Source organism: Bacillus sp. EU52, assembly GCF_037964975.1.
Taxonomy (GTDB): domain Bacteria; phylum Bacillota; class Bacilli; order Bacillales; family Bacillaceae; genus Bacillus; species Bacillus subtilis.
The window spans coordinates 1,203,215-1,224,615 of record NZ_CP150177.1 but is presented as its reverse complement, the minus strand read 5'-3'; the positions used below and the strand labels follow the sequence as shown (position 1 = coordinate 1,224,615).

At 40.8% G+C, this 21,401-nt stretch carries 26 protein-coding genes, 1 tRNA gene, 2 pseudogenes and 1 riboswitch; of the genes and pseudogenes, 17 read left to right on the top strand and 12 right to left on the bottom strand.

The genetic code is table 11. From position 1 onward, the window contains the following. Nucleotides 1-345 precede the first annotated feature (345 nt). Nucleotides 346-693 carry an Ig-like domain-containing protein gene (locus NSU05_RS06365; protein WP_015715694.1) on the top strand — a complete coding sequence of 116 codons (348 nt, stop codon included), beginning with the start codon at nt 346-348 and terminating at the stop codon, nt 691-693. 159 nt (nt 694-852) lie between these two features. Here NSU05_RS06365 and NSU05_RS06360 read toward each other — a convergent pair whose 3' ends face one another. Both NSU05_RS06360 and NSU05_RS06355 read right to left on the bottom strand, forming a co-directional pair. Next, nucleotides 853-1,608, bottom strand: a complete 756-nt coding sequence (locus NSU05_RS06360) for an SDR family oxidoreductase (RefSeq protein ID WP_038427603.1) — start codon at nt 1,606-1,608, stop codon at nt 853-855. 236 nt (nt 1,609-1,844) lie between these two features. Continuing rightward, nucleotides 1,845-2,126, bottom strand: a complete 282-nt coding sequence (locus tag NSU05_RS06355) for a putative quinol monooxygenase (RefSeq protein WP_038428803.1) — start codon at nt 2,124-2,126, stop codon at nt 1,845-1,847. 284 nt (nt 2,127-2,410) lie between these two features. Here NSU05_RS06355 and NSU05_RS06350 point away from each other — a divergent pair, with 284 nt between their 5' ends. Then, nucleotides 2,411-3,574: a tetratricopeptide repeat protein gene (locus NSU05_RS06350; protein WP_038428802.1), complete on the top strand. Its 1,164-nt coding sequence runs from the start codon at nt 2,411-2,413 to the stop codon at nt 3,572-3,574. A 476-nt stretch (nt 3,575-4,050) separates the two neighbouring features. Here NSU05_RS06350 and NSU05_RS06345 read toward each other — a convergent pair whose 3' ends face one another. Further along, nucleotides 4,051-4,431 carry a hypothetical protein gene (locus NSU05_RS06345; protein ID WP_029317635.1) on the bottom strand — a complete coding sequence of 127 codons (381 nt, stop codon included), beginning with the start codon at nt 4,429-4,431 and terminating at the stop codon, nt 4,051-4,053. 197 nt (nt 4,432-4,628) lie between these two features. On the opposite strand from NSU05_RS06345, the gene NSU05_RS06340 reads away from it, so the two are divergent. Then, nucleotides 4,629-5,288, top strand: coding sequence for a hypothetical protein (locus tag NSU05_RS06340; RefSeq protein WP_038428800.1), 660 nt, complete (start codon nt 4,629-4,631; stop codon nt 5,286-5,288). 30 nt (nt 5,289-5,318) lie between these two features. Here NSU05_RS06340 and NSU05_RS06335 read toward each other — a convergent pair. Beyond that, nucleotides 5,319-5,423 (bottom strand): annotated as a pseudogene (locus tag NSU05_RS06335) (peptidoglycan-binding domain-containing protein); the annotation flags it as partial. Nucleotides 5,424-5,559: 136 nt separating this feature from the next. Between NSU05_RS06335 and NSU05_RS06330 the strand changes: the two are divergent. The 4 genes and pseudogenes from NSU05_RS06330 (at nt 5,560) to NSU05_RS06315 (ending at nt 8,366) form a co-directional block, all read left to right on the top strand. After that, a complete protein-coding gene (locus NSU05_RS06330) occupies nt 5,560-7,422 on the top strand; it encodes a T7SS effector LXG polymorphic toxin (RefSeq protein WP_038428799.1) in 1,863 nt (620 codons plus the stop codon). A gap of 16 nt (nt 7,423-7,438) precedes the next feature. Further along, a complete protein-coding gene (locus NSU05_RS06325) occupies nt 7,439-7,729 on the top strand; it encodes a contact-dependent growth inhibition system immunity protein (RefSeq protein ID WP_029316956.1) in 291 nt (96 codons plus the stop codon). A gap of 92 nt (nt 7,730-7,821) precedes the next feature. Continuing rightward, nucleotides 7,822-8,013, top strand: a pseudogene (locus tag NSU05_RS06320) (hypothetical protein); the annotation flags it as partial. A 53-nt stretch (nt 8,014-8,066) separates the two neighbouring features. Beyond that, nucleotides 8,067-8,366 (top strand): contact-dependent growth inhibition system immunity protein, encoded by a 300-nt coding sequence (locus NSU05_RS06315; RefSeq protein WP_038428798.1) that lies wholly within the window; start codon nt 8,067-8,069, stop codon nt 8,364-8,366. Nucleotides 8,367-8,522: 156 nt separating this feature from the next. Here NSU05_RS06315 and NSU05_RS06310 read toward each other — a convergent pair. Further along, a tRNA-Val gene (locus NSU05_RS06310) sits at nt 8,523-8,595 on the bottom strand. Nucleotides 8,596-8,767: 172 nt separating this feature from the next. On the opposite strand from NSU05_RS06310, the gene NSU05_RS06305 reads away from it, so the two are divergent. Both NSU05_RS06305 and NSU05_RS06300 read left to right on the top strand, forming a co-directional pair. Next, nucleotides 8,768-9,958 carry a DUF819 family protein gene (locus NSU05_RS06305; protein ID WP_038428797.1) on the top strand — a complete coding sequence of 397 codons (1,191 nt, stop codon included), beginning with the start codon at nt 8,768-8,770 and terminating at the stop codon, nt 9,956-9,958. A gap of 69 nt (nt 9,959-10,027) precedes the next feature. Further along, on the top strand, nt 10,028-10,573 hold the full coding sequence (locus tag NSU05_RS06300; RefSeq protein WP_003232852.1) for a GNAT family protein: 546 nt from the start codon (nt 10,028-10,030) through the stop codon (nt 10,571-10,573). A gap of 32 nt (nt 10,574-10,605) precedes the next feature. Here NSU05_RS06300 and metC read toward each other — a convergent pair whose 3' ends face one another. Together metC and metI are read right to left on the bottom strand one after the other, a co-directional pair. Then, nucleotides 10,606-11,778 (bottom strand): cystathionine beta-lyase, encoded by a 1,173-nt coding sequence (metC, locus tag NSU05_RS06295; RefSeq protein WP_021479530.1) that lies wholly within the window; start codon nt 11,776-11,778, stop codon nt 10,606-10,608. Further along, entirely contained in the window at nt 11,771-12,892 is a 1,122-nt protein-coding gene (metI, locus tag NSU05_RS06290; RefSeq protein ID WP_032725759.1) for a cystathionine gamma-synthase/O-acetylhomoserine thiolyase, read from the bottom strand. Before metI ends, metC begins: the two co-directional genes overlap by 8 nt. Before the next feature lie 67 nt (nt 12,893-12,959). Further along, a riboswitch (SAM riboswitch) is annotated at nt 12,960-13,080 on the bottom strand. 167 nt (nt 13,081-13,247) lie between these two features. Between metI and NSU05_RS06285 the strand changes: the two genes are divergently transcribed. From NSU05_RS06285 to NSU05_RS06275, 3 genes are read left to right on the top strand one after another with little or no spacing between them, the layout of a single operon-like run. Beyond that, a complete protein-coding gene (locus NSU05_RS06285; RefSeq protein WP_029317626.1) occupies nt 13,248-13,970 on the top strand; it encodes an esterase family protein in 723 nt (240 codons plus the stop codon). A gap of 36 nt (nt 13,971-14,006) precedes the next feature. Then, nucleotides 14,007-14,522, top strand: coding sequence for a YjcG family protein (locus NSU05_RS06280; RefSeq protein WP_003232861.1), 516 nt, complete (start codon nt 14,007-14,009; stop codon nt 14,520-14,522). A 3-nt stretch (nt 14,523-14,525) separates the two neighbouring features. Next, nucleotides 14,526-14,948: a GNAT family N-acetyltransferase gene (locus tag NSU05_RS06275; RefSeq protein ID WP_014479473.1), complete on the top strand. Its 423-nt coding sequence runs from the start codon at nt 14,526-14,528 to the stop codon at nt 14,946-14,948. 72 nt (nt 14,949-15,020) lie between these two features. Here the strand turns inward: NSU05_RS06275 and NSU05_RS06270 are convergent, their stop codons facing one another. Next, nucleotides 15,021-15,275, bottom strand: a complete 255-nt coding sequence (locus NSU05_RS06270; RefSeq protein WP_003232866.1) for a hypothetical protein — start codon at nt 15,273-15,275, stop codon at nt 15,021-15,023. A 116-nt stretch (nt 15,276-15,391) separates the two neighbouring features. On the opposite strand from NSU05_RS06270, the gene NSU05_RS06265 reads away from it, so the two are divergent. Beyond that, complete coding sequence (locus tag NSU05_RS06265; protein ID WP_038428796.1) at nt 15,392-17,671, top strand: ATP-dependent helicase; 2,280 nt, start codon at nt 15,392-15,394, stop codon at nt 17,669-17,671. Between the two features lie 73 nt (nt 17,672-17,744). On the opposite strand, the gene spoVIF is transcribed toward NSU05_RS06265, so the two are convergent. The 4 genes from spoVIF to yjcA form a co-directional block, all read right to left on the bottom strand. Further along, complete coding sequence (spoVIF, locus tag NSU05_RS06260) at nt 17,745-17,999, bottom strand: sporulation-specific transcription regulator SopVIF (RefSeq protein ID WP_003232870.1); 255 nt, start codon at nt 17,997-17,999, stop codon at nt 17,745-17,747. Nucleotides 18,000-18,131: 132 nt separating this feature from the next. Continuing rightward, entirely contained in the window at nt 18,132-18,281 is a 150-nt protein-coding gene (gene yjcZ / locus NSU05_RS06255; protein WP_003232872.1) for a sporulation protein YjcZ, read from the bottom strand. Nucleotides 18,282-18,362: 81 nt separating this feature from the next. Beyond that, a complete protein-coding gene (locus tag NSU05_RS06250) occupies nt 18,363-18,569 on the bottom strand; it encodes a hypothetical protein (RefSeq protein ID WP_003232875.1) in 207 nt (68 codons plus the stop codon). Nucleotides 18,570-18,848: 279 nt separating this feature from the next. After that, nucleotides 18,849-19,205 (bottom strand): sporulation protein YjcA, encoded by a 357-nt coding sequence (yjcA, locus tag NSU05_RS06245; protein WP_003232879.1) that lies wholly within the window; start codon nt 19,203-19,205, stop codon nt 18,849-18,851. Between the two features lie 159 nt (nt 19,206-19,364). Here yjcA and cotV point away from each other — a divergent pair, with 159 nt between their 5' ends. From cotV to cotY, 4 genes are all read left to right on the top strand, one after another. Next, nucleotides 19,365-19,751, top strand: coding sequence for a spore coat protein CotV (gene cotV, locus NSU05_RS06240; protein ID WP_032677403.1), 387 nt, complete (start codon nt 19,365-19,367; stop codon nt 19,749-19,751). 41 nt (nt 19,752-19,792) lie between these two features. Further along, nucleotides 19,793-20,116: a spore coat protein CotW gene (gene cotW, locus NSU05_RS06235; protein ID WP_003232884.1), complete on the top strand. Its 324-nt coding sequence runs from the start codon at nt 19,793-19,795 to the stop codon at nt 20,114-20,116. 94 nt (nt 20,117-20,210) lie between these two features. Then, nucleotides 20,211-20,720, top strand: a complete 510-nt coding sequence (locus NSU05_RS06230; protein WP_003232886.1) for a spore coat protein — start codon at nt 20,211-20,213, stop codon at nt 20,718-20,720. Between the two features lie 151 nt (nt 20,721-20,871). Then, complete coding sequence (gene cotY, locus NSU05_RS06225) at nt 20,872-21,360, top strand: spore coat protein CotY (protein WP_014479465.1); 489 nt, start codon at nt 20,872-20,874, stop codon at nt 21,358-21,360. Nucleotides 21,361-21,401: the final 41 nt, after the last annotated feature.

The window sequence follows — 21,401 nt, the reverse complement described above, 5'->3', positions numbered from 1 at the left end:
TTCTTCACCTATTTAGAACGAAGATTTTCTAATGTATGAGTACGAAAGTAAGAACATGATGAAGAAAAGTGATTTGATATCTTCGGGGATAAAGTGCAGGTAACAAAATTTCCACACGCTCAACAAACTAATAACCATCAAATGTGTTTTATTAACATTTTAAGGATGGCCATTCTCTCTCAGCAATTTTCAATCATAAATACAAACTCTGTGCAGGGCACACAATAGTCTTAGCTCAAATCAGTTGATCGTTCACATATTATTAACATTTATTTACAAGGAAAATAATTACTTTTATTGAATTGTTATAGTGCAAGACAAAAAACTTTAAAGGAGTGTTTCAAAATGAATTTCAAAAAAACGGTTGCTTCTGCTTTATCGATTTCTGCGTTAGCTCTGTCGGTCAGCGGGGTAGCTTCAGCTCATGAAATAAACTCCACACCTACTGAAGTAAAGAACATTTCTATTTCACCTACACATGTTATCAAGATTCAAGACTATGATTTACCTCTAAAAGTTGGAGAAACCTATTCTGTTAAAAATAATTCAGCTACTCGTTATTGGACTGATAACCAAAAAGTTGCTGAAGTCGATCAAAATGGTTTAGTGACGGCTAAATCAAAAGGGAAAGCCACGATCACTTTGTTTAAAGGTACTGCAGTATTCGGAAAAGTATATGTAACGGTTTATTAATCTCTTATCTGCCAGATTTTCTGGATGCAAAACATGCATGAATAAAATAAGGTCCCCCTCTAAAAAGAGAAGGGACCTTATTTTATTTCAATTGCGCTTCAAGTTTAGATTTAGTTTTGGGAATACATCATACATTGGTGTATATTGTGTTTCAGTAGCTTAGCCCCGAATAAATCCACCTTCTGAATGAATAATTTGTCCAGTTATCCATTCAGCCTCATCACTTGCAAGAAAAGCAATCATTCGTGCTGCATCATCTGGTGTGCCAATACGCCCCATTGGAAATTTAGGTGAAAGAAAATTTCTTATTTCATCTGTCATCCATGTAGAATCTGTTGGACCTGGGTTTACGGCGTTAACAGTGATGCCCAATGGTGCAAGTTCTTGTGATAACGACCTAGTAAATGCAGAAATAGCTCCTTTAGTTGCTGCATACGCTAACTCCCCAGGCAAAGGACCTAAATCCTGCCCTGATGTCATATTGATGATTCTTCCTGATATTAAATTAGACTTTTTAAACCGACGGGCGAATTCAACACAAAGAAGAAAATTCGATCTCATATTAACCGCATAATGCTCATCAAGTGATTTAGCATCTAACGATACATAATTATCACTTGCGGAATGAGCTGCATTATTAATAAGGATGGAAGGATATCCTAATTTATCTGAAATTTTTTCATGTATTGTGAATGCAGCATGTGCATCTGATAAATCAATTTTCATTGCCTCACAGCGGACACCCATACGTAAAATTTCTTGTTGAAATTCTTCTATCCAGGCCGTATTAGAATTCCAGTGAGTAAAGAAGATATGTATACCCTGTGAGGCTAACTTACGACAAATAGCCGTACCAATATCCCCTTGACTGCTTGCTCCTGTAATTAGTGCAATTTTTTCTTGAGAATGACTCATTATTTTAACCTCCAATTTATACGGAGTATCTCCATTATGATGGTAACAAGCTATCCAAAGAATATAATCCATTAAATCAAACAGAGCTGACTTTGAATACATTTTAAAATCAGCTTAAAAAAACATTTTCGTCTCAAAAAATATTAAATAGAAAAAATAAGAGTTGGACAACAATTTACTACTTAGTCACAAGTGGCTGATACTAAGTCGTTGAATGTCTCTTTTTAAAGAGCCTTTCAATCATTCACATTGCTTTTCATTAACCATTCTACTTCCGTTAATTCTTGTTTTTGAACGTCTATTGTGTGTTTTTTCGTGAAATGGGTTTTCACAGCTTCATCGTTTTCCCAAATCTCCCAAAGCATTATTTTACGTTCTGATGGCTCAAGCGGATAAGCATGGAATGTAATACAACCCTCTTCTTTGTTCGTTTCTTCCTCAAGTTTTTTAAATTCCTTCATTATTTCATTAAGGTCTTTATCACTGATGATTTTTAAACATGCCGTTATGTAATGCATCGAAATTCCCCCTCCTATCATTTTTATGGCTTTTCATTATAACATTTTCTTGAAAAAGATAGATGCCATTTATAAATCATTAGACAACTTCGAGTGCCTTTTAGATCAGCTTTCTTAAATTCTAAAGCAAGCTAAAGAGTTCGTATCAGACGATACGGTCCTTATTTATGTTTATTCTGACTTTTTTTAGTCTAAATAGATGAACTTTTCAAAAAAATAATTCTATTAGAGGGTGCCCTTAGTGGTATAATATTAAATATATGTGAAAAAAAGGAGGTATTTGATTGTCTGTTTCGGATTTAATCCCATATCATTATGTAACTACAGACATTAATCATTGGTATGTTGTCATAAAACAGGGTCGAGTTGAGAAAGCAAAAGAAATGAAACAAAAAGTTGAAAAAGCATTCGATATGATGGAGAAAAATGAAAAAGTAGCAGTCTATCTCCAGCTATTAAAGCTGCGGCACGAAATAATGCTGTCGTATCTCGAACCTGACTCTGTTAAAAATATAGATGGTGTTTATTCTGATCTCAAAAAGACAAGGGAAAATATGGCCCCTGAATCCCTCACAAATACAATAGAGTTCTATTATCATTTTTTTACCGGCATGTATCATTTTAGAACGAGAGACTTAGTTATTGCTTTAACATATTATCGCGAAGCCGAAAAATATCTTGATTTATTAGATGAAAACGCAAATACAGATAAGGCAGAGTTCTATTTTAAAGTGTCAGAAGTCTATTACTATATGAAAGAGACTCATTTCTCAATGAATTATGCTCAGCGAGCATACTCTATATTTAAAGAGCAAAAAGATGTTCATGGGAACCTTACATATGGCAAAGAAATGGTCCAATGTCAGTTTGTTATCTTTGGGAACTGGCTAGATAAAATGTGTTATGAGGATGCTTTAGAAACAGCTGAAAAAGCCTTAAATGATGCTATAAAAATAGGGGAGCAACATTTAATTGGTTCAGCTCATTTTAACGTGGGATTATGTTATAATAACCTTGAAGAACTTGACAATGCTGAGAAACATTTTCAAATCGCCTATGAAATTCATAAGGATCGAAAACACATTTATGAGTCCAAAGCGATTTTTAATCTGGCATATGTCAAAGCAAAGAAAAATGATTTAAAGGCTGCATTAGAATTATACCAGGAAGGTCAGAAGGTTGCTGCCCGACACAACAACCAGGAAGTAACCGAGAAATTAAAACTGGTTAAAGGCCTTTATTTATCATTCGACTTACAAACACTTAGAGAAGTGTTCAAGTTCTTCGAAGAGAAAAATCTTTACGGTGATATGGAAGAATACGCTGTTGCTGTTGCTGATTTTTTGACCAACAAAGAAGACAGACATGATGCGGTCGATTTTTATCAAATGGCAATTGAAGCACGCAAACAAATTCAAAGGGGGAAGCATTTAAATGAAAAAATGTAAAATTGCAATTTGTTTAGCGCTCTTGCTTGGCGTTGTTGGAGTATCTAGCGCTTCATACGCTCTTTCTGAGCAGTCCACTTATAAGGTCGCAGATAGAGCAGCAACTTAATATGATATTAAGAAATAACCCCATTTTGGACTTTAGAAATGGGGTTTTTATTTTATCTTCTCAACTCAATATTATTCCTGAGTTTTCATTTAAGTCATATACTGCATTAATAAACCGACAGCCCCTATAAAAAGTAAAAAACCCTTGCACAGCAAGGGTTTAAGCTATGATTCCGACTGGGCTCGAACCAGGGATCTCCCCCCTGTCACAAGGTAGCGATTATGTTCTGACACGAACAGACGTTTTATTCCCAAGCCCTATTTTATAGGGTTTCTTACATAAGTTTCTGATTAAAAATATTCCTTTTTGATTAAATTTGTATAAAGCCCGTCTAAAAAACGACGGGCTTTTAATTAGTTCTTGTTAGTTATACTGTTTTACAGTTGTTGGTTTTGGGCTGTAATAAGATGGTCAGGGCTATACCTGATGCCAGAGTTAAAAAATAGCCACATAGCATAAAATAGGGGGCGATTTCGTTTTTGAGAAAATAAAGCCCAAAGAGAATAACGGCTGTACCGATAGTGAAATAAATCGGCTTTTTACTTTTCAAAGTCAAACGGCTTGATTGAGTAAACTTTTTGTAGATTAAAGGCAAGCCGGTATAAACCCCTATGAAAAATGTAAATAAGATAGACCAAAGGAAACCGATTGGCGAGAAATAGCTCTCGGAAAATATTCCGTCGAAAGCCCAATTGCTCAACACAACGAAGCCAAATAGATAAACAAATGCCAATATGATCTTGACCATGATATCCCTCCCCTACAATCCAATATACACGTGATATAAGGTTGTTTAAATGGGTAAAACCATTCATTTACTTTTCAATCTTCCCGCTCCTTCAAAGCCTAATACTTTAATCAATAGCACCATTTGTTACTTTCATCCCATTTACCAATATTATACATTAAGATAAGATGGGGACGAAAACATTAAGGAGGGATAAAATGAAAAAGTTACTTGTGGGTGTGGTTTTTGCCCTAGCTTTGAGTTTTTCATCTCTGTTTAGTCTTCAAAGTGCAAATGCTGCCGAAAAAGTGGACAAGAATTCTGATCTGATTATTGATAAGGCGACCTTTCACGAGGTAACAAAACAAAAAAACTTGAGAACCCTTTCATCTGAGAAAATCCCAACTGTTAAAGAAGTGAATAAGGCTTTAAACAGTATGCATGTCACCAAAGATCATCCATATCAAGAAATTGATCTCGGTAATGGTTTCACTGTGGAAATGGGCGTCAGTACAGATATGGGATTGGAAAAGATAAAAACACAAGCCACCCAAAATAAAACTGCAAGTGGCTATTACGCTGTAAAGTTTACAGGGATAAAATTATATGATATTCGAGTAAGTGACAACTATTCATACGAATATGGAAAGAAAATAACAAAGTGGGAAAGTCCGCCAAGTGCATCCGCTTCAGGTTTTGCTGGCTGGAATGGTAAAATCACTTCCAAAAAAATTGCAAACATTGATAAAACGGCTAAGGATGCAATCGCCAATTCTGATTACACGTTTGTAAAGTATGGAGGTAACCGCCACGGCCATATGGAATTACGATTCACTGCAACCGGAAACTGGTACACACATCACGTTTCTATTAAATAAAAATAGCCCTCCAATTGAGGAGGGCTATTTTTATTTAAGAAGAGATTCGAGTTTAGCTTTAGTCTTAGGACCATAAATGCCATCAGGATTTAAACCATTCATCAGCTGGAATCGTCTTACTGCGTCATCAGTTTCCAAACAAATAATCCAAATAGGTAAATTGACACAGATCAAATTATTCATTTCACACTTTTGAATTATATCGCTGTCTATTTCTTCATTTTCCCATGGTAAAATCTTGTTGGAGCTATTCAAACGAAAGGATATGAACATGAAAGTATTTGAAGCTAAAACGTTGCTTTCTGAAGCAGATAAACGCGCAAAGGAATACAAGGAATTAAGAAGTCAGATGGTCAATCTAAAAAAGGCTTTTAAAGCTGTAGCTGATTTAGATGACAGTGAGTTTTCCGGCAAAGGCGCCGACAACATTAAAGCATTTTATCAAGATCATGCGGGTGTGGCTGACAATTGGATTGACTTACTTGATATGAAAATTGCTTTCTTGACGAGTATTTCAGGCACTTTAGAGGACGCCAGCTTATCCGATGCATATATAGAAGAATCCTTTTTAGAACACGAGCTAGCTAACGCTTACACAAAATCAAAATCCATAATGTCTGAACAAAAGAAAGCGATGAAAGATATCTTACTTGATATCGATGACATCCTTCCACTTGATTTGTTCTCGACTGAAGACTTTAAAGACGAACTCGCTGATGCCGAGGATAAACGCAAAAAAACAGTCAATAAACTAGACAGCGTGGACGAAGCACTTGTTACTGAATATGCCCAGTCAGAGCCAAACGAGCATTTCATCAAGAAGGACTTCCAAAAACTTGAGGAATCAACTGGCAAAGGCAAGAATGCTACACCCATCCACTACAATGCCAAGGCATATCGTGAAAGTGATATACATAAGAAAAAAGGCGATATTGAGAAAAAGACTGAAGCTTATTTGACGATTAAAAAGAAAGAAGAAAAAGAACGGGAAATTAAAGATCTAAAGAATAAGCTAGCTGACGGAGTGACTGACCCGGATGAATACTTAAAAATTGCCAAGAAAATCGGCTATAAGAATCTTACCCCTGAACAGCTTGAATTTGTTTCATTTCTTGAACAGCGTAAAGCTTTCATGGATAACGGAAAAGAAGTGTTGCGAATCATAGGTGATGGCGCTAAAGGGGCGATTGTTGGTGTATACGATCTTGCCAAGGATACCGGTGAAGGAGCTATTCAATTCGGATGGAATATCGGTTGGACAATTGATAACTTAAACAAGGATCCTCAAAAAGTGCTGGATACAGTTCTGGAATACGACTATCAAGCTGCCTTTCAAAGCATGGTTGACACATTGAAGGATAATTGGGATAAAAAAATGATTCACGGAGATACATACACGCGGCTACACTATGTTACTTACCTGGGCGGAAGTCTTCTGTTATTGAAAGGTGGAAAGTCCTCTATCTCAACAGGCTCGAAGGATCTTGCTAAAGTTGGGAAAGCAGCTGGTGGCACAGTTAAGAAAGGTGGAAAGTCTGTAAAACAGTTTGTCAAGTCTCCTGTTAACCGGTATACTCCTGCATTAGAAGGAATCCTTCAAGATGCTGAGAATACCATTAATGTGAAAAATACTCCGCTGCTAAAAAGTATTGCGGAAGATAAAAAAGAGAGTGTTCTCAGAAGATCTGAAAGTTCTAACAACATGGGTACAGGTAATATCAAACAAGGTGATAGTACCCCTCTCGCACCTGGCGGCGGATTAGCTGCTCATGAAGCAAAAGGCGGGCATCTTATAGAAAGACATATCGGAAAGACTGATGAAGAATTAATAGAAAGACTGAGAACTGATCCTAACCCACATATTACAGCTTCATCTACTTTTAAAGATAGGGCTACCGCTGAGAGAATTGCTAATTCAGTCTTAAACGATCCAAAAAATATAAAGAAAATCGAAAATTGGATTGATAATCCTAAAAAACCTAAATTAATGTTAAAATACAAGGGCGATGGAGAAATAATCGGCAGAAGTGTAACAAGAAATTCAGAACTAGTAGAGAACGTTACAAACGCAAAAATTATACTCAAAAAAGATAACAACGGTAACTTTATTCTTACAGGATATCCAACCAAATAGAAAGAGAGGAAGTATCATGGATGAAAGTTATGATTTCTTAGACGAATTAGAAAATTTTTTAGGTGCAACATTTCATCAAGATATCAGATCCCCTGAACACGCATTAGACGAATTTATTGAGGAAATTAGTAAAGAAGGTTTGCTATTTACAGTTAAGTTTTGCGAAGAGTTTCTAAATAGCGATCTAACTAAAGAAGAAAAGGAAGACATTATAAAGTGTAATGCAGAAATATATTTCCCGACAATTGGATTACCACCTATAGAATGGTTGAAAAGTGTAATAGAAAAACTAAAAGAAGCTATTTAAAAGAAACACTGAAAGGCCCCCATTTTAAGAGGGCCTTTTTATATTACTTCAATTTCGCTTTTGTAGCTGGTTCATAATAGCCATCGATACCTGAAGAAAATACAATTAGCTATCTAGAAAATTGTAATAAAGAAGATTTATATTGGATCAGTGAGGTATTTGAAGATTTAGCTGATAGTTTACAAAGTAAAGAACTTATTAATTGCTTAAGAAAATTAGATGAAAAGTACCCTGACTTAGAAATGACAAACGATATTGATATAGCAGAAAGTTATATAGAATAAGATACGCACTATTTCTCAGATTTGAAGTTAACATTTCTTGGCGGTGATAAGTAATGATTGAAATCGAAATTTATGAACCTGTATTTCAATTTCTAGGAGGTATATTTCATCAAGATATAGAAACTCCAGAGTCAGCACTGGACGAATACTTAGAAGAGATTCCAAAAGAAGAGCAAGAAACTGATATAGTTGCATTGAAAGATTTTATTAACAGCGATTATTCGGATGAAGAAAAGAATGGTTTTATCGATGAAGCTGCTGACGGAGTGGACGTTCTTAGTTACGGCGTATCTCCAATCATATGGCTCGAACAAGTTATTCAAAAAATCGAAAAGAATATTGAAACTGTATAATCCATTAAACCTAGCATAGAAACAGAGCTGATTTTGAATTCACTTCAAAATCAGCTTAAAAAACTTCCGTCCCCAATTCGTCCCCAATTCGATGAATGAGACAAAATCAATAAATAAGCAAAATAAAAAACCCTTGCTGCGCAAGGGTTTAAGCTATGATTCCGACTGGGCTCGAACCAGCGACCTCTACCCTGTCAAGGTAGCGCTCTCCCAGCTGAGCTACGGAATCATGATATGTATGTGTTGCTGGGTATGTTATTGTCTTTCTGACAAGTTCTATTATATAACCTTCCCTTCTATTCGTCAACTGCTTTTTTAGAAAAACTTTTTTTGGACTTGCTGTTCCGTTCCCCGGCTATTATAATATGTCTTAATTTTCTAACAATAGGGGTGATGGGATTTTGCATTCTTTGATTTCTTCTGATGATGTATGGGTATTGTGGGGGTTTATTGCGGTGTGGGCGGCAGTGAGCATCGGGCTGGAGCAGCGCTTTAAGTGGGCGTCCGCTGTGTCGGGTGCTATTATCGCGCTGGCAGGTGCTATGGTGTTTACAAATGTAGGAGTGCTTCCTGTTGAGTCGCCTGTGTATGATACTGTGTGGTCTTATGTGGTGCCGCTGGCGATACCACTTTTATTGTTTCAGATCAATGTTCGGCAAATTTTTAAGGAAAGCAGGCGTTTGCTGTTTATTTTTCTGATTAGCTCCGCTGGCACTGTGCTTGGGAGCATTCTTGCTTTTTTTCTACTTAAACAGCATATTCCCTATCTCGATAAAATCGGCGGGATGATCAGCGCCTCTTATATCGGCGGCGGGGTCAACTTTGCGGCGATGGCGGCAAAATTTGAGACGCCTGGTGAATATGTGTCGGCTACCGTTGTGGCTGATAATTTTATGATGGCGCTTTTGTTTTTTATTTTAATCAGCATTCCTGCACTCAAATGGTTTCAGCGGCATTATGCCATGCCGTTTGAAGAGAAGGTAAAAGCCGATGGAAACAGCGGAAACAGTGCTGAAAGCTATTGGAAACGGAAGGATATTTCCTTAAAGGATATAGCTTTTAATGCCGGTGCTGCTTTCGCACTTGTTGCGGTAAGTATGAAGGTTTCCGGTTATTTTAAAAGCATTTTTTCTCATCCCCTGCTGACCGGTACGCTTGGCGATCAGTACCTGGTGCTTACGTCTTTAACTGTTCTTATCATTTTTCTTTTCCCACGTTTTTTTGAAAGGCTCAATGGATCTCAGGAACTTGGAACCTTTTTGATTTATTTGTTTTTTGTGGTGATCGGCATTCCTGCAGATCTCCGTTTAATCGTCACGAATGCGCCTCTTATTCTATTATTCGTGTTTATCATTGCGATCAGCAATTTAGCGGTTTCCTTAGCTGCCGGAAAATTGTTCCGTGTGCAGCTTGAAGAAATTCTGCTCGCCGTCAACGCTACTGTCGGGGGACCGACGACTGCGGCTGCGATGGCAATTGCCAAGGGATGGCGGGAGCTTGTTGCCCCGATCATGCTTGTCGGTACGCTCGGCTACTTAATCGGCAACTATGTTGGCACTTTTATGGGAAATTGGTTTTCTTCCTTCTTATAAAAAGGATATTTGCATTTCCCTGAGAATAATGTAAGAGGAATGCTGACATGAGAACGGAGAGATCACTGTATGTTAAAAGGAAAAACCATTTATGTTAGACCTTTAGAAGTAACGGATGCCGAAGAAAATTTGCGGCTGCAAAGCGAAAATCGGGATTTTTTCGAACAGTTTTCTATGATACGCGCAGACGATTACTATACGGTTGAGGGGCAAAGAAAACGAATAACCGAGTATCAGGAAAGACTTGAGAAAGATGAAGAATATCATTTTGGCATCTTTACAGCGTCAGACGATAGATTAATCGGGACGGTTTCGCTCTTTCAAATCATCCGTGGCGCGCTGCAAACTGCGTTCATCGGGTATTTTTTAGACAAAGCCCATAATGGAAAGGGCATTATGACAGAGGCAGTCAGATTGGTTGTTGATTATGCGTTCCACGAATTGAAACTGCATCGGATTGAAGCCGGTGTGATGCCCCGTAATCTCGGGTCCATGCGTGTTTTAGAAAAAGCGGGATTTCATAAAGAAGGCATCGCCCGAAAAAATGTAAAAATTAATGGCGTTTGGGAGGATCATCAAGTCCTCGCGATTCTGAATCCTGATGACGAACAATAATAAAAGAAGCCGGGCCATCCCCGGCTTCTTTTTTAACGAACCGCAACTGGAGCAATTTCTTTCAGCGCTTGTTCGAAATCGTGTTCTAAATCGTCTGCATGTTCGACGCCCACACTCAGACGGAGCAGGCCATCAGTGATACCGCGTTTTTCACGCTCTTCCTTAGGCATTGCCGCGTGAGACATCGTTGCCGGATAGGACAAAATCGATTCCACGGCGCCAAGGCTGACAGCGAAGACTGGAAGTGACACATTCTCGACTAACTTCTTAACGGCCTCTTTGCTTTCAAGCTCAAAAGATAGTACGGCGCCCGCTCCCGTTGACTGGCTTTTATGGGTTTCAGCGCCGGGATGATCAGCCAGTCCCGGATAATACACGCGCTTCACCGCCGGATGCTTCTGGAAAAATTCCGCAAGCCGCTGCGCTGTTTGGCTCGCTTTCTCTAAACGGACCTGCAACGTTTTTAAGCCGCGCAGCACGAGCCAGCAATCTTGCACGCCAAGGACGGCGCCGAACGCGTTTTGCAGCTTATACAGCTGCTTCCCAAGCTCTTCATCCTTGACAGCAGCTAAACCTGAGAGTACATCGCTGTGTCCGCTTAAGAATTTTGTCGCGCTGTGAAGTACAATATCCACGCCGAGATCAAGCGGACGTTGCAGTGCCGGTGTCATGAATGTATTGTCCAGAAAGGTCAGGCAGCCGTTTTCTTTTGCAAGCTGAACAACTGCTTTAATATCCGTAATCCCAAGTGTCGGATTTGATGGCGTCTCCATATAAATGACCTTTGTGTTCGGCTTGATGCTCCGCGCCACTTCATTACGATCCGTCATGTCGACAAACGTATGCTCAATGCCAAACCGGGTCAGCACCTCTGTCACCATACGGAAGGTTCCGCCGTATACATCTTCTGTCACAAGAACGTGATCACCCTGTGACAGCAGTAAAAATGCTGTTGAGATGGCAGCCATGCCTGAACTGAAAGCAAATCCTCTTGTTCCGCCTTCCAATGCGGCAATTGTTTCTTCGAGAGCTGTTCTTGTCGGCGTGCCAGAGCGGCTGTAATCATATGCCCCGAACTCTTCAAATGAAGATTGGTGAAAAGTCGAGGCGTGCTGAATCGGTACACTGACCGCCCCGGTTCCGCCGTCTGTTTTAAATGGATTGTGCACGAGCTGGGTTTCCAGCGTCCAATTATGTTTACTCAAATGAAACAGCTCCCTCTTTGACCTGACATAATGCCTGTTTTAGATCCTCTTTTAAATCTTCCGCATGTTCAATTCCGACAGAAAAGCGCAGCAACCGATTGCACACCCCGTTTGCGATGCGGATCTCTTCAGGAATATCCATGTGCGTCTGGGTCGCAGGGTATGTAATAAAGCTTTCCACCCCGCCGAGACTTTCTGCAAAACAAATGGTCTTCAGTGCTTTTAAAAACGGATTGACCCATTCTTCTTTTTGCAGACGGAAGGACAGCATGCCGCCTTTTCCGGGATACAGCACATCCGAAATTTCTTCCTGCTCTTCTAAAAACGCCGCAAGCTCCTGCGCGTTTGCCTGATGCTGGCGCATTCTGAGGCTCAGCGTCTTCATTCCTCTCATCAGAAGCCACGAATCAAATGGCGGCAGGACGGCGCCAATCGCATTTTGATGCTGAAACATTTCCTCTCCAAGCTGCTCATCCTTCACAACGACAAGTCCAGCAAGCAGATCGTTATGCCCGCCTAAATACTTGGTTGCGCTGTGAATGACAATGTCAGCTCCCAGCTCAAGCGGCCGCTGCAAGACCGGTGTATAAAATGTATTATCTACGATCAGCAGAAGACCGTGCTCCTTTGTAATCCGGGCAATATGTTCAATGTCCGCCTCCTGCATGAGGGGGTTTGTCGGCGTTTCCACAAACACCGCTTTTGTATTCGGCGTAATCTTAGAGCGTAAACAGTCCTCATCGCTGAAATCATCATAATGAAAAGTCAATCCGTATTTTTTCCATTCATTTTCAAATAAACGGTACGTGCCGCCATATAGGTCCGATGAAACGATCAGTTCATCTCCGCTTTTAAACAGCGCCATAATCGTTTGGATAGCAGCCATTCCCGAACTAAAGGCAAGCCCTCTCGCGCCGTTTTCTAAGTTAGCGATCGCGTCCTCAACAAGCTGGCGTGTCGGATTTTTTGTGCGGACATAATCAAATCCGGTAGATTCTCCGATCCCTCTGTGGCGGTATGCTGTTGATAAATAAATAGGAGCACTCACTGTTCCCGTGACTTCATCGCTACGGTTCCCAATTTGGGCTAATTTCGTTTCAACGTGCTGTGACATATAGCTGACACCTTCCCTTTTCAAAATAAAAACCCCTTCTTCATAAGAAGAAGGGGTTTAACGCTTCTTCTTATCTTCCAAGCATAAAAAACGCTTGCTGGATTTAGCACCTTGGCGCTTTGCACATGCAAAACAAGCCGGTTGCTGAGGTTTCTAAGGGCCAGTCCCTCCACCTCTCACGATAAGAAATATCGATTTCAATTTTCTGATTGTTTTATATTAGCGCAATTCACAGTTTATTTCAACACTTTTTTCTTCGTGTGCCGAACCGTTTAAAGAGAGAAATTTCTAATAATTCATGGTACAATAATTGAAAATGCAAGAAAGTATAGTGATGTCCTGGAGGAATGTTTTTATGGCACCGAAAAACGGCACAGTGCAAGAAAAGAAATTCTTTTCAAAAGAGCTTAACGAGGAAATGACCTTACTTGTTTATCTGCCGTCCAACTACTCCCCGCTTTATAAATACCATGTCATTATCGCACAGGACGGCCACGATTATTTCAGGCTGGGGAGAATCGGCAGACAGGTTGAGGAATTGCTGTCGAAACACGAAATAGACCGGAGCATTATTATCGGTGTTCCCTATAAGAATGTAAAAGAGCGCAGAAACACCTATCATCCGGAGGGTTCAAAATTTTCGGCTTATAAACGGTTCATCGCCCATGAGCTCGTTCCTTTTGCAGATGATGAGTATCCAACCTATCAGATCGGTTACGGCCGAACGCTGATCGGTGATTCGCTCGGAGCAACCGTGTCACTTATGACAGCGCTTGATTATCCGAATATGTTTGGCAACATCATCATGCAGTCTCCCTATGTTGACAAACATGTACTAGAAGCCGTGAAACAGTCAGGCGATATCAAACACCTCTCTATTTATCACCAAATCGGAACAAAAGAAACTGACGTCCACACGACAGACGGGAACATTCTGGACTTTACAGAACCGAACCAGGAGCTGAAGCAGCTGCTGGAGAAGAAACTTTCCGATTATGATTTTGAGCCATTTGACGGAGACCACAAATGGACATACTGGCAGCCGCTCATCACCCCGGCGCTGAAAAAAATGCTTTAACACTCTATCATACTTTATTTCCAGGAGGGACATAATATGAAATATGGAATCGTTTTATTTCCATCAAAAAAGCTCCAAGACCTTGCAAACTCTTACAGAAAGCGCTATGACCCAAGCTACTCTCTAATCCCGCCTCATTTGACGCTGAGAGCATCCTTTGAATGCGCGGAGGAGAAAGCGGATCAGCTCGTATCACATTTAAGAAACATCGCAAAAGAGTCCCACCCACTCGTTCTCAAAATGACAAAATACAGCTCATTTGCGCCTGTCAATAATGTCATTTACATCAAAGCAGAACCGACGGAAGAGTTAAAAACACTCAATGAAAAGCTATACACCGGTGTGTTGGCAGGAGAACAGGAATATAATTTCGTTCCGCATGTGACGGTCGGCCAAAATCTTTCCGACGATGAGCATTCAGATGTGCTGGGACAATTAAAAATGCAGGAAGTGTCGCATGAAGAAATCGTTGACCGTTTCCACTTGCTTTACCAGCTGGAAAACGGATCGTGGACAGTATATGAAACCTTCTTGCTAGGCAGAGGAGAATAATGTTTGAAAGCAGTTATCGCAAAAAATGAAGAACAACTGAAAGATGCATTCTATGTAAGAGAAGAAGTCTTTGTCAAAGAACAAAACGTGCCTGCTGAAGAAGAAATTGACGAACTTGAAAATGAGTCAGAGCATATCGTCGTGTATGACGGTGAAAAGCCTGTCGGTGCCGGAAGATGGCGCATGAAGGACGGCTACGGCAAGTTAGAGCGGATTTGCGTACTGAAAAGCCACCGCTCAGCCGGTGTCGGCGGCATCATTATGAAAGCGCTCGAAAAAGCCGCGGCAGACGGAGGCGCTTCCGGTTTCATTTTAAACGCGCAAACACAGGCTGTGCCGTTTTACAAGAAACACGGGTATCGCGTGCTTTCTGAAAAAGAATACCTCGATGCCGGCATTCCGCACTTACAAATGATGAAGGACTGAACGCATCCGGATCTTTTGAGATCCGGATTTTTACTGCATATAAAAAAACCGTTCTCTGGTATGAACGGTTTTTTATACATATCGATTAATATATGTGCCCATTCCTTTTTCTCGCAATCTCTTATAAAGAGAGCGCTTACGTTTCATCTCGTTTACTTTTCTTTCAGCTGCCGTTTGATTCTCCTGCTGCTTTTCCAGTTCTTTGTATACCCGCTGAAACGGGACATAGCTGATTTTTTCGGTTCCGGCATAATCCTGCTTATGTCCAATCGTTCTATTAGCATATTGAGCGTATTGCTGGTTCTGAATTTGACCTGCATATATCATACAATACCCACCCCTCTGCTGTCTCTTTTCCCTTAAACTTACTTTTTGAAACACATTTCTTTTGATATGATAGTCATTGTCTGTAATGAACACCTTTTGATTGGGAGGACCCCTTTTTGAAATGCGCCCGACTGAATGATAGAATCATACATTTACATACATATTCGAGAGAACATTATCAATTCCTCTTTGAAGAGGGAATAAAAGGACATTTATTTTGTTCTCATTGCGGAAAGCCCGTTTTGTTACGGCTTAACATCGCCGATCCGCCAGAGTTTATCCATCGCCAGCCAGGCGATTTTCCGGCATGTGAGGAGGCGTGCGAACCGAAGCCCTCTAAAGAGGAAAAAAAAGAAGACGATCAGGAATCTGGTGTCATTCGTTTACCCAAGGGAAAAGCGATCGCCGCTGACCCGTCCCCAGCTGTTACGGAATGGCACCGTCCTAGAAGCATTAAACCAGGAACACCATTTGTGCCAAAAACAATAGAACCCGATACGAGCCTTTTTCCGTCTGTCGGTTTAAACACGGATCAGCTGAAAGCTGTCACGGAAACAGAGGGCCCGCTGCTCGTGCTTGCAGGTGCGGGGAGCGGAAAAACACGGGTGCTGACAGCCCGTGCCGCCCACATGATCGAACACTTAGGCATACCGCCTGAAAATATGCTGCTTGTCACCTTTACAACAAAAGCTGTCGCTGAAATGAAAGAGCGTATGGCCAACCAGTACGGATTACAGCCGGCAAAAGTCAGAAGACTTGTGACAGGAACATTCCACAGTCTGTTTTATAAGATCTTGTATCACTCTAATTCTGCTAAATGGAACGGTGAGCATCTGCTGAAAATGGAGTGGCAGCGGGAACAATATATCAAAAAAGCACTCTATGAAGAAGGCATCGATGAGAAAGAATTCCCAGTTGACCAAGCTCTGCAGCAGATCGGTTTTTGGAAAAACACTTATGTCCCAAATGAACGCATCCCTCTAAAAGATGAGTGGGAAAAACAAGTTTATCGTTTATATGAACATTATGAACGCCAGAAAAAAGAACACAGCCAATTTGATTTTGATGACATGGCTTCAGCCTGCTATGAATTGTTTATCGAGCGGCCTGACCTTCTGGAACAATATCAATCTCGGTTTACGTATATCTTAATTGATGAGTTTCAGGACATTAATCCGGTTCAATACAAAATCATGCAAATGCTCGCCAGCCCGGAGCAAAACCTGTGCTGTGTCGGAGACGATGACCAGTCCATCTACGCGTTTCGCGGAAGCAATCCGTCTTTCATTCTTGATTTTCAAAAGGATTATCCGGGAGCGAAGACGATCTATTTAACTGCGAACTACAGGTCTACGCACCCGATCGTCTCTAGTGCTGATATCGTTGTGAAAAAGAACAAAAACAGATATGCCAAAACGCTTGAAGCGGCCCGCGATGACATTCAGGTCCCTGTGCTGTTTTATCCTTATGATGAAGAGGAAGAAGCCACAATGGTCGTTTCCGATATCAAAGAAAAAATTCAAAATGGAGCCAGTCCAGAAGACTTTGCGGTTCTTTACCGCACAAACAGCGGAGGCCGTGCTATATATGAAAGGCTTCATCAATCGTCAATTCCGTATACAGCTGACCGCGGCGTCCAATCGTTTTACAGCAGACGGATCGTCCGCCAGATTCTCGCCTACTTGTACGCCAGCCAAAATGAGGATGACACCGAGGCGATTAAACATTTGCTTCCCGCCTTGTTTTTAAAACAGTCCGCTTTGAATACGCTGAAGGCGCTCTCGATTACAGAGGACTGTACCATGATCAAAGCGCTGGCCAAATTGCCTGATCTGAAGCCATTCCAGCTGGACAAAATCAAGAAAATCGTACCGTTTTTCGCAAGCCTCCGCACAATGAAACCCGTAGAAGCCATAACCTTTGCAGAAGGAAAAATGGGCTTCTCCGAGTATTTAAAAAAGCGGGGCAATGAGGGCAACAAGCTGGAAAAAGGTTCCGATGACTTGCGTGACATCAAGGTTGTCGCCAAGAAGTTCAAAACGATTCCTGACTTTCTTGCCCACGTAGACCATATGAGGGCCGCTGAGAAAAACAGAACGGATGAACATGGCGTTCAGCTGATGACCATTCACCGGTCAAAAGGCCTTGAATTCAAAACAGTCTACGTGTTAGGCACTGTAGACGGTTCGATTCCGCACGATTTCTCATTAGAAACGGCAAGAAAAGGAGACGAGGCCGCTCTTGAGGAGGAAAGACGCCTTTTATATGTAGCCATGACCCGGGCGAAACAGCATTTATATTTGTCTTGCCCCGCTAACAGGCGCGGCAAAACAGCCAACCGCTCAAGATTTTTGTATCCCCTGCTACAGAAAGCAAGACAGCCCTTGTATCATTAACAGCCCGGCAGATTACTGCCGGGTTTTTACTGTAAAAAAAGGCCCGCTGCAGTGAGTCAGCCAGGCCATCCACTTATTTATTATCCATCATTTTAGAAATCGTGCCAAAATCAAGCTTTTCTTTTCCGCTTGTAATAGATTCCACAATTTTATCTTCTAATTCTTTTGGCACGCGTCTGTTTGCCATCTGCGCTACGCGGTTAATCACACTGCGAACTGTATTTTCATCTTTAAAATTAGCGTTTTGGAGTGATCCGGCAAGATTCATTACATCCTGCATCTTCACACCTGTTTTCTTTTCGATGTTCTTAAAAAATTGATTATCCATAATGCGCCTCCTTTTGGCGGAGTAATACGGTATTGTATGAATGCACATAATACAATGTGCTTTTCCAACATTTTTAAAAATAAACACAAGGCAAGGAAGCACGGGTTATAACCCGTACTTCCTCAATACATCTTAAAAGAAAGATGCACCTACGATGATGAGGAGAATGAATAATACGACCAACAAAACAAATGTTGAACCATAGCCGCCGCCGTAACCGCCAGCATAACCGCCATAACAGCCGCCGCCGTAGCCGCCGCCGAATCCGTATCCAAAGCCCATAGATAAGCACCTCCTTTACTCTCTATACACTATGTGAGCTGATTGGATCGGCTTGGATATTCGCATAGGGCGTTTGCGGATTTACGATTGATCATATTGAGCTTGATGTTTTTTAAGTAAGGCCTCCGTTTTTTCAGCCAGCTCTTCAATCTCATCTTCAAATTCCAGACCGGCTTTATCAAATGCATCCAAGTCTTTTCTGATGCGGCCCATCGTGTCTTCATGCTTTTTTTGCTTTTGTTCGTGTGGTTCATATCTTCCTTCTATCCATTTTTCAAACTCATTCACTTTTATCCCCCCGCTTATGATATATGCTGAGCAAGGCCGCCCGGTTAAAAAACAAAAAACCGGAGTTCTCCGGTTTCTTTGCCAGGCTATTGAGGCTTTTTCTTTTTATTTCCGCACCCGCAGCCTTTCTTTTTTATCTTTTTTGATTGATACGATGAATCTGTATATGGAGATTTTTGGGAAGGTTTATTGAATTGATTCATTTTGTTCCCTTCCTTTCCTTATGTCATATATGCTACTTTATGCTGATGCTAGTGAAAAGTTGCTGGTGGTAACGCCTCATTCTTGCAGCCATTTTGATACGAGCGTTTCTATGATGCCAGCAAGGCCGGCGATCGCCAAAAGTAAAATCAGCCACTGCGCCGCTTGCGGGATCAACGCCTGGCATAAAATCAAAAAGCCGGCGCACCACACGCCAGTGCACCAATAGCAGCTCAGCAATTCACCAATAAACGCCCTGACACCGGTTCCCTTAATCACGATATAGGTTTGAATATTCCCGTCCGCATCCTTTTCTTCCTTCTCTTCATGAAACAGACTGCGAAGCGGCGCCATAATCGTGTCAAACACCAGCAGGCGGGCGAGCCGAAAGACCGCAAGCGATAGAAGAACAATTGTCAGCCCATTTATAACCACTCGTTCACTCCTTTGCCAATCATGATCCCTTCACATATATGCGAAAACCCTATTCTTCATGAATTGTATCTTGTCCGGCAGAAAATTGGTTATTTTTATTATTCCGCTCGGCACCCCATTTGCATTATATAGAGTATGGATAAGAAAGGAGTGAAGGTTATGTCATTTGAAGAAAAAGTCGAATCCCTGCACCCTGCAATATTTGAGCAATTATCAAGCGAATTCGAACAGCAGATCGAAGTGATTGATTGCGAAAATATCACAATAGATACGTCACATGTAACAGCTGCCCTTTCTATACAAGCCTTTGTGACAACTATGATTATCCTGGCGACTCAGCTCGTCATCGCTGACGAGGATTTGGCTGACGCAGTGGCAAGTGAAATTCTTATTCTCGATAGCTCCCAAATCAAAAAAAGAACCATCATTAAAATTATCAACAGCCGAAACATCAAAATTACTTTGTCTGCCGACGAGATAATAACCTTTGTACAAATCTTGCTTCAGGTGTTAAACAGCATTCTCAATGAACTTGACGTCCTTTAACCCTTTCTTTTTCACAAACTTAAAAGACGAGGTGAAAACAAATGTCAGATAAAGATAAGATCAAAGAAGAGCTTGAAAAACTTCCAGAAGCTGATCCGATGACGAAAATGCTGGTCCAAAATATATTTTCTAAACATGGTGTCACAAAAGACAAAATGAAAAAAGTTTCAGACGAAGAAAAAGAAATGCTTTTAAATCTTGTAAAAGACTTACAAGCTAAATCACAAGCATTAATAGATAGCCAAAAGAAGAAAAAAGAAGAAGCATCCGTGCAAGAGCAAAGGAACGAAAAGCCTCTCAGCCGCAGAGAGCAATTAATTGAACAGCTCAGACAAAGACGGCAAAACAATAACAACTCAAATTAATTATAAAAAATAGGGCAATTCATCATGATATATGACTCAGTCAAAGTAAGAGGCTCGCTCATTTAATAACAGTAAAAGAAAAGGAGGAATAGATATGGAAAGCAGACCATATTCTTGGGTTGCACTTGATCCTGACTGTGACCATCCGTTAGACGAAAAAGATAAAAAAGAAGAAAGAAAATGCAATTGCGATATTTGCTGCAATGGTAACGGGTTTTTTGGCAATGACAATGCCTTAATTGACCAAAATCTGGCTCAGGCAAATCTCAACAAACAGATCTCCGATGAGACAATTATTATCAGAGACTCATGTGACATTAACGTTTCATCTACAGACGTTCAAGCAATAACTTCAGTTTTAACAGCGCTAAATTCAGCAACCGTAATATTAACTCTCACATCCATTGCAGATGGCGTAATTGCAGAATTAGTTGCACAAGATTTATTACAGATTGCATCTAACAAACAAGTAAATCGCCAAAAACTTCTTATCGAATGTTCTCGCGGTGTAAATGTCACAACAGTAGATGCCGATATTGCAACAGTTGTTTCTACAGCAGTAAACCTCTTAGTCGCCCTCTTAACAATCACTCTTGTCCTTTAGAACCTAAAAGCAGAGCTAAAAACGCTCTGCTTTTTCTTATTTTCCAAGCATATGATGAATATATAGACGTTCACCCACACCAAGTGGGGCACGGGTACATATGTTGTTAAGGACTAAAGTCAAATACCCTATAAAGAAGGAGCTGAAATCAATGAGCTGCGGAAAAACCCATGGCCGGCATGAGAACTGTGTATGCGATGCAGTGGAAAAGATTTTAGCAGAGCAGGAGGCAGTTGAGGAACAGTGTCCGACTGGCTGCTATACAAACCTTTTGAATCCGACAATTGCAGGTAAAGACACAATTCCGTTTCTCTTGTTTGATAAAAAAGGCGGATTGTTCTCCACATTCGGAAACGTGGGGGGATTTGTGGATGATATGCAATGCTTTGAATCCATTTTCTTCCGCGTTGAAAAATTATGTGATTGCTGTGCAACACTGTCTATTTTACGCCCTGTCGATGTCAAAGGCGATACCTTAAGTGTTTGCCACCCTTGCGACCCGGATTTCTTCGGGCTAGAAAAAACAGATTTCTGCATTGAAGTGGATCTCGGATGCTTCTGCGCGATTCAGTGCCTGTCACCAGAGCTAGTTGACAGAACATCGCCTCACAAAGATAAAAAGCATCATCACAATGGATAAACACTTGTAAAGAGGAATCCCCTTCCAAACTCTATTACAGG